Annotated in this window: 11 protein-coding genes; 10 read left to right on the top strand and 1 reads right to left on the bottom strand. The window is 44.5% G+C overall.

Going from position 1 to position 7,628, the window contains the following annotated elements:
• Positions 1-236 precede the first annotated feature (236 nt).
• The 6 genes from G5B11_RS12175 to G5B11_RS12155 all read left to right on the top strand — a co-directional run bounded on the left by G5B11_RS12175 (position 237) and on the right by G5B11_RS12155 (position 4,432).
• Entirely contained in the window at positions 237-554 is a 318-nt protein-coding gene (locus tag G5B11_RS12175) for a hypothetical protein (RefSeq protein WP_055149034.1), read from the top strand.
• A 30-nt stretch (positions 555-584) separates the two neighbouring features.
• Entirely contained in the window at positions 585-836 is a 252-nt protein-coding gene (locus tag G5B11_RS12170) for a DUF4314 domain-containing protein (RefSeq protein WP_015513377.1), read from the top strand.
• Positions 837-859: 23 nt separating this feature from the next.
• Positions 860-1,783 (top strand): type IV secretory system conjugative DNA transfer family protein, encoded by a 924-nt coding sequence (locus G5B11_RS19130; protein ID WP_330603130.1) that lies wholly within the window; start codon positions 860-862, stop codon positions 1,781-1,783.
• Positions 1,784-1,855: 72 nt separating this feature from the next.
• On the top strand, positions 1,856-3,736 hold the full coding sequence (locus G5B11_RS12165) for a recombinase family protein (protein WP_148462893.1): 1,881 nt from the start codon (positions 1,856-1,858) through the stop codon (positions 3,734-3,736).
• A gap of 26 nt (positions 3,737-3,762) precedes the next feature.
• Positions 3,763-4,116, top strand: a complete 354-nt coding sequence (locus G5B11_RS12160; RefSeq protein WP_112091024.1) for a TnpV protein — start codon at positions 3,763-3,765, stop codon at positions 4,114-4,116.
• Between the two features lie 16 nt (positions 4,117-4,132).
• Positions 4,133-4,432 (top strand): hypothetical protein, encoded by a 300-nt coding sequence (locus G5B11_RS12155; RefSeq protein ID WP_021650276.1) that lies wholly within the window; start codon positions 4,133-4,135, stop codon positions 4,430-4,432.
• Between the two features lie 27 nt (positions 4,433-4,459).
• On the opposite strand, the gene G5B11_RS12150 is transcribed toward G5B11_RS12155, so the two are convergent.
• On the bottom strand, positions 4,460-4,828 hold the full coding sequence (locus G5B11_RS12150) for a helix-turn-helix transcriptional regulator (RefSeq protein WP_021650277.1): 369 nt from the start codon (positions 4,826-4,828) through the stop codon (positions 4,460-4,462).
• Positions 4,829-4,972: 144 nt separating this feature from the next.
• Here G5B11_RS12150 and G5B11_RS12145 point away from each other — a divergent pair, with 144 nt between their 5' ends.
• The 4 genes from G5B11_RS12145 to G5B11_RS12130 all read left to right on the top strand — a co-directional run bounded on the left by G5B11_RS12145 (position 4,973) and on the right by G5B11_RS12130 (position 7,614).
• Positions 4,973-5,152, top strand: coding sequence for a helix-turn-helix domain-containing protein (locus G5B11_RS12145; RefSeq protein ID WP_118575730.1), 180 nt, complete (start codon positions 4,973-4,975; stop codon positions 5,150-5,152).
• Complete coding sequence (locus G5B11_RS12140; RefSeq protein WP_014081151.1) at positions 5,145-5,810, top strand: response regulator transcription factor; 666 nt, start codon at positions 5,145-5,147, stop codon at positions 5,808-5,810. Before G5B11_RS12145 ends, G5B11_RS12140 begins: the two co-directional genes overlap by 8 nt.
• 84 nt (positions 5,811-5,894) lie before the next feature.
• Entirely contained in the window at positions 5,895-6,815 is a 921-nt protein-coding gene (locus tag G5B11_RS12135) for an ATP-binding cassette domain-containing protein (protein ID WP_015533989.1), read from the top strand.
• On the top strand, positions 6,808-7,614 hold the full coding sequence (locus G5B11_RS12130; protein ID WP_055057437.1) for an ABC transporter permease: 807 nt from the start codon (positions 6,808-6,810) through the stop codon (positions 7,612-7,614). Before G5B11_RS12135 ends, G5B11_RS12130 begins: the two co-directional genes overlap by 8 nt.
• The last annotated feature ends 14 nt before the right edge of the window (positions 7,615-7,628 follow it).

Genomic DNA, 7,628 nt, shown 5'->3' with positions numbered 1-7,628 from the left:
AAATGTAAAACGAATAGTAAGATTAGAAGAGCTGGCTATGGAGTAAGCCATAGCTTTTTTGTGCTTTTTCTAAAAAAAATTGAAAAAATATAAAAGAAAAACTTCCACTTAAGAAAAAATGGAAGTTTTTCAGTGCCCTTATAAAAGGGGTTTTTCCGGCTCTTTTGCAGTAGCTTTCCGGGAGGAAGTGTGGTATGTTGTGGTTGAGAAAAAAGAGGAAAAAAGGAGGCTCGCCTATGACAAGAATGCGATATGTAAAGATGGACCGGATCATGAACCATATGCTGATCCATGCCCTCCGGGAAGTGTTCCGGCAGGAAAAAGAACAGGGGCTTCCGGTGGATACCACACGGGATCTGGTTCTGAAGCTGGCAGAGCAGGAAGAAGGAAAGCTCTACCTGACAGAAGCTGAACACACCAAATCTGTAGAAGCTTTAAACAAGCTCCGGGACACATACCTGAAAAACGGACGCTATTCCGATGGGATCGACAGTGTCCTGTTAAAGATCATGAAATCCAGATACCGCCGCCCATACCGTGGACGGGGAAGATAAAGAAAGGATGTGGTACGAATATACAGAAATATGACACAAGAAAGAATAGAAGCCATGAGGAGAAGATATCCGCCGGGAACAGAGGTCACGCTTAACAGCATGGAGGGGGAGAGCCACATGCCACCCGGCTTAAAAGGTAAGGTGGATATGGTAGACGATGCAGGGCAGATCCACGTAAACTGGGAGAATGGAAGCAGCCTTGCCCTCGTTCCTGGAGTGGACAGCTTCCACATTACGGACCTGCCAAGAGCAGAGAGGCCAAAACAGCAGCCATCCCGGTAACAAACAGCCGGAAGTCAGACTGGGTGATCTGGCTTGCCGGACTGCCTGTCATCTGGTGGGCAGCGATCCTGATTGCGGATGCTATTCAGCCGGGCAGGAATCTTTTTGAGCTGATGGAGGTTCTAACGGAAAAACTGAACCACCCCTTCCAGCTTCATTATACGGAATATACCATCAAGTCGGTGCTGGTCTGCACGTTACTTTACGCAGCCGGGATCGGCATTTTTTATTCCAGCCAGAAGAACTACCGCAGAGGGGAAGAACATGGTTCCGCCAGATGGGGTGATGCCCGGCAGATCTGTAAGAAATACAGCCAGAAGCCGTACTCCCAGAACATCCTGCTGACGCAGAACTTCCGCATCAGCCTGGACACCCACGAGCACCGCAGATGTCTCAACATCCTCGTGGTGGGAGGCTCCGGTGCAGGAAAATCCAGAGGCTTTGCCCTGCCGAACATCATGCAGTGCTGCTGCTCGATGGTCATTACAGACCCCAAAGCCGAGCTGCTCCGAAAGACAGGCGGTCTGCTGGAAAAGAAAGGATATGAGGTGCGTGTCTTTGACCTCATCAATCCCGACACATCTTTTTGCTACAATCCATTCGAGTACGTCCACGATGACAAAGACGTACTCCGTCTCATTTCCAATCTGATACAAAACACCACACCCAAAGGTTCCCAGTCCTCCGATCCGTTCTGGGAGAAGAGCGAGACAGCACTGCTTCAGGCACTGATGCTGTATCTGCTCCATGAAGCTCCGCCGGAAGAACAGAACTTCGCCATGATCATGGAGATGTTAGGCTCGGCACAGGTAAAAGAAGAGGATGAGGACTACGAGTCCCCTCTGGACATTTTGTTTGACCGTCTGGAGATGCGGGACCCGGACAGCATTGCCGTCAAGCAGTACCACATTTACAAGCAGGCGGCAGGTGATATATGCTCTAAGTGACTTCTTAATCATGATTGTGTCATGGTTAGTGAAGCAATCACTTAGAGCATTTTTGTTTCAGGAGGTACAGCCATGAGAAATGAAAAAATTACCCCACTGTACGAGCGCCTGAGCCGGGACGATGAGTTACAGGGCGAGAGCAATTCCATATCCAACCAAAAACAGATGTTAGAGGATTTTGCCCGCCGGAATGGGCTGCCCAACCCTACGCACTTTACCGATGATGGTATCTCAGGCACCCGTTTTGACCGCCCCGGATTTTTGGCGATGATGGAGGAAGTGGAGGCAGGGCGTGTAGAGGCAATCGTCATCAAGGACATGAGCCGGTTAGGACGCGACTATCTGAAGGTCGGTCAAGTTATGGAGGTTTTGCGGCAGCGAGGCGTTCGTCTGATTGCCATCAACGACGGTGTGGACAGTCTGAAAGGCGATGACGATTTTACCCCGTTCCGCAACATCATGAATGAATTTTACGCCCGTGATACCAGCCGGAAAATCCGATCTGTGTTTAAGTCAAAAGGCATGAGTGGCAAGCACCTGACCGGCACTGTGATTTACGGCTACTTATGGGACGAAAAACGGGAGCATTGGCTGGTAGATGAGGAAGCTGCCGAAGTGGTACGCCGTATATTCTCCCTCACGCTGGAGGGATATGGGCCTTACCGGATCGCCTGCAAATTATCCGCAGACCGGATTGAAATTCCTGTCGTACACCTTGCCCGCTTCAACGAGGGTGTGAACCGTTCAAAGCCGGTCAAAGACCCCTATGGATGGGGATCATCTACCATCGTGAACATTTTGAAAAAACGAGAGTATTTAGGGCATACCATCAATTTCAAGACCCGCAAGCACTTTAAGGACAAGAAAAGCCACTATGTTTCTGAGGACGAATGGACGATCTTTGAGAATACCCATGAAGCCATTATCGACCAGCAGACCTTTGATTTGGCGCAGAAAATCCGCAGCAATGTACGGCGTTATCCAAACGGCTGGGGCGAAGCGGCTCCCCTCACAGGCTTACTCTATTGTGCCGATTGCGGCGGCAAGATGTATGTCCACCGCACCAACAATGGCAAGCGGATTTCTCAATATACCTGTTCCAATTATACCAAAGTTCCGTGTGGGACACTATGCCCTACACAACACCGTATCAATGAGAGTGCTGTCCTGACATTGGTTTCCGACACGCTCCGGGCTATCGCTGAATATTCGAGAAATGACCGGACGGAATTTATTCACACTGTTCAGGAGACGCAGGTTGCTCAACAGAGTGCCGATATATCGAAAAAGCGCAGGCGTCTGGCTGCTGCCCAAAAGAGAGCCGGAGAACTGGAAAAACTGATTTGCAAAATCTATGAGGACAATGCCCTCGGCAAGCTGCCGGATGCACGATATAGGGCGCTTGATGCACAGTATGCCAAAGAGCAGGACGCACTTGAGATTGAAATTGCGGAGCTGGAAAAGGCTGTTACCGGCTACGAGCAAAGCCAGAAATCAGCGGAGAAATTTATAGCCCTGATTGATAAGTACGAGAATTTTGACACGCTGACAAACACCATGCTCAATGAGTTTGTAGAGAAAATCCTTGTCCACGAACGCGCCAGAAAAGGTAGTCAGGACACCACGCAGGAAATTGAAATCTACTTCAATTTTTTAGGACGCTATATCCCACCATCCTTACAGCCGGTTCCTTTAACCCCGGAGGAACAGGAAGAACTGCGGAAAAAAGAAGAACGCAAGGACAGGCTTCATCAGAATTATTTGAAGCGGAAAGCCAGCGGCGCACAGAAACAGTATGAGGACAAAATCAAGGCGAAGAAAAAAGCGGAAATGGACGCTAAGAAAGCCCTGATCCGGGCTGAGGATATGAAAAAAGGTGTTTTTTCTACTATCGGTCAGCTACCAAAAGAAGAACCGCGCAAAGGCAGCATAGCAGCCAGCGCAGCAGTCTAATCATCACGAAGCAAAGGAGAATGAATATGAGTAAGTTGACTTACATTCGTTGTGGAGATTATGATATACCAAACCTAAAACTTTCTGAACAGCCGGAAACTTCTATCGGCAAGTACGGCAGAATGCGAAAATCCTACCTAAAGGAACATCGCCCCATTCTCTACAACCATCTGCTGATGAGCGAGAAGCTGTATCCACACCTGTTAGAGATTGAGCGGACAGCACAGGGGCGTGTGGAAACTATGTTGCCTCACATGATGGAGACTGCGGGTGTCACGGAAGAACTGAAAGCCTGTGACCCCATGCGTTGGGTGGGGCTGATGAACACATTAACGGCACAGATTGAGGAAATTTTAATCAGGGAACTGATTTGCAGCTGAATGGGAGGTGCGGGAAATGCTGACCTTTGAAAAGATTTTGAAAGTGTTTCAGGCATATCTGGATGATGATCCTCTGTATGAGGTGGTTCAGACCAGCCACGGTTATACATTGATGGCATGGGAACCCCACCGGAATGACTGGTACAGCGCTGAAATACAGAAAACCCCGGAGGATTTACGGAACGCTTTGTTGGGTACATACGCCAACTTTCTGGAAGATAAGATTACCGGAAATGACCGTGACCTGACTGTGACAGAAACCGGAGAAATCCAGCAGAGGTGCCGGGAACTTTTGGAAAAGTGCCGGGAAACATGATACAGAAACGCCAGAAGGAGGCCGCGATTATGCGTCCTCCTTCTGCTTCGCAGTCTGTTCCATTTTGAGCGCCCCGTCTATGGCACCTTCGATAATCGGCAGGTATTCTTCAGGGCAAAGCTTCAGCTTGTGGCTGACCCGTTGCCGCTGTTCGCTTTCTTCTCGTATAATCTCCGGGTTAAAATACCGTTCCACGGGAAGTCCGCAGACCTTAATCAACTGGATCATCACAGGCAGGCTCGGAATCGCACCTTGATTCTCAATGTTGGCAAGATACCGCCATTCAATCCCAACCATTTCTGCCAATGTTTTTCGTGCCAGACGCTTTGCCTCTCGTGCAGCTTTGACATCTGCACCGAAGGTTTCAAAACCGGGACAATCTTCAACTTTCGCCATATAACATCACCCAGTTACATTGTATAATTCATACTTCGCCCGTGGAATGTTGCTATATGCAGATTGGTTGAAGTTTATAATTCACATTTCGTTCCTTGCATTGTTCGAGAAAGAGAACTATAATGTACTCTGTGGAGGTGCGAAATGGACTATATGACATTGAAAGAGGCCGCCGAGAAGTGGGGCGTGACACCTCGTAGGGTAAATTATTATTGTGCTGGTGGGCGTATCCCCGGCGCTGTGAAGATGGCTGGTGTTTGGCTGATCCCAAAGAACGCAGAAAAGCCGACTGATAGACGCAGAAAGGAGTTTCAACATGAATAATGTTTTAATTATCGAAGATGATAAAGAAATTTGCGTTATGATAAAAGACCATCTGGAAAAGTACAATTATCAAGTCTTCTTCACACTTACTGGTGCAAATGCGATTGAACGTATAAAAGAATTATCCCCGGATTTAATTATTTTAGATTTAATGCTTCCTTTTATCAGTGGAGATGAGTTAATTAGAAATATCAGAAAATTTTCAGACGTACCTGTAATTGTTGTTTCTGCAAAAAGTTTAACATTCAACAAAGTCGAACTGCTACGCTTGGGTGCTGATGACTATTTAACAAAGCCGTTTGATTTGGACGAATTACTAGCGCGAATTGAACGCAATTTGCTAAGAAGTCAAAAAGATACTCCCAATCTTTGTTTGACCTTTGGAGAACTTTCCATTAATACATCTTCAAAAATAGTTACTGTTGCAGACGAAATTATTGTGCTTACAGCAAAAGAGTATCAACTCGTAGAACTACTGGCGAAATATCCTGATAAAGTCTTTTCTAAGCAAAATCTTTATGAAAGTATTTGGCAAGAACCATTTGCAAGGGATAATGATGTCATTAACACACATATAAGTAACTTACGAAAAAAATTAAAGGGCGAAGGCTGCCGAATTAAGACCATATGGGGCTTGGGTTACCGATTTGCAAAGTGAGCTTTAGATAATCTTTAGCTTTACCTTTAGATTATTCAAGGAATTGTCTGCGATACTAAATAACAAGAAAGGAGCTGTGAAAATATGAACGTAACAGTTTTTGAAGCTATCAACATCACAAAAAAGTATCGCAATACACTAGCCCTAAATCAAGTATCTATGTCTGTAATGCAAGGAGATATTTATGGGTTTATCGGAGAAAACGGTGCCGGTAAAACAACAATGATTCGTTTACTAACCGGACTGGCGGAACCTACTACTGGCAAAATTGCTTTATTCGGTGAAAGCAATAAGAAACTTGCAAAGCAGCGTGAGCGCATTGGCTGTATTATTGAGAGCCCTTCTCTTTATCTTGATATGACAGCCTATGAAAATTTGGAGGTACAACGTTTGCAACGCGGTATTCCAGGAAAAGGTTGCATTGATAATGCTTTAGCATTAGTTGGTTTGAAAGATACCGGAAAGAAAAAAGCAAAAGATTTCTCTTTGGGTATGCGGCAGAGACTAGCTCTCGCAATCGCTTTGCTTGGGAATCCTGAATTTCTCGTACTAGATGAACCAATTAACGGACTAGACCCTACTGGAATTATCGAATTAAGAAACTTACTCAAAAGACTAAATAAAGAACGTGGAATCACTATTTTGATTTCAAGTCACATTCTCACGGAACTTCATCAATTAGCAAATAGATATGGTATCTTACATGAGGGGAAACTTTTACAGGAAATTACCGCTACAGAGTTAGACAAACGCTGCAAAAAGCATTTGTTGTTGCAAGTGAATGATGTAGCTGCTGCTAGTGTTTTATTGGAAAGCAAACTGAATACTTCAAATTTTTCTGTTATGCCAGACAAAAGTATTCATCTATATGATTATGTTGAAAATGCCGGAAAAGTATCAGCGTTGCTAAGTGCAAATAATATTACGATTTATCAGTTAGCACAATCTGGAGATAGTCTTGAAACTTATTACACTAATTTGATAGGAGGGTGCCAAAATGATTAACCATTTTAAAGCTGAATTTTATAAATTGCGTCACTCAAAGATATTGATAACTATATTAGGCGTATGTGCGGCGGTTATAATGGTCTCTTTTGCACTTGGTGACATGACTTTTTTTGGAGCCGGAGATGGAACAGAAAGTGTAATCGGATTTCAAGCTAAGTGTTATCTATCTAGTGAAATACCAACGTTTCAAACTGTTGCCCGCTCATCTCTTGCATATACAGCCTTTTTCTGGATTATTGGCATTTTATTTGCAACCATATTTTTTACAAAAGAATATAATACGGGTACAATCAAATTATCTGTTGCATACGGCACTAAACGAACTATTCTCTACTACACCAAAGCGATTACAATATTGGTGGTGTCTCTGATAACGTATCTGATTTTTGTAGCTACATTTTTCGTTATTGAAATCATACAATCCGGTTACATTCCAACTGCGAGTGAAGTAATAAACCTTTTGGGATGGGCTCTTGCTTGCGGAACGGTTTTATTAGCATTAGAAAGCATTTCTATTTTTTTATGTGTCGTTATTCAAAATACAGGGATTGTAACAGGGATTTGCTGCTTATATGTATTCAGTGGAGCGTCTGTTTACTTAATGCTATGGAGTGATATGGAGACGGTTTCAATACCCTTAAAATTTTTTGTATATGGAAATCCTATGTACTATTGGATGAATTTCAGCTCTTGTCGCACAATGGGTATTATTGAGCATTTACCATTCTATTTCATAGGGTGCATTTCTCTTTTGATTGTTGGCGGTCTTATTATGATTAGAAAAGAAATCAAGTAAAAGGGAGGTAGAAT

This window comes from Blautia glucerasea (genome assembly GCF_013304385.1).
Taxonomy (GTDB): domain Bacteria; phylum Bacillota; class Clostridia; order Lachnospirales; family Lachnospiraceae; genus Blautia_A; species Blautia_A ammoniilytica.
The sequence above is the reverse complement of the archived record's forward strand: the minus strand, read 5'-3'. Positions and strand labels throughout refer to the sequence as shown.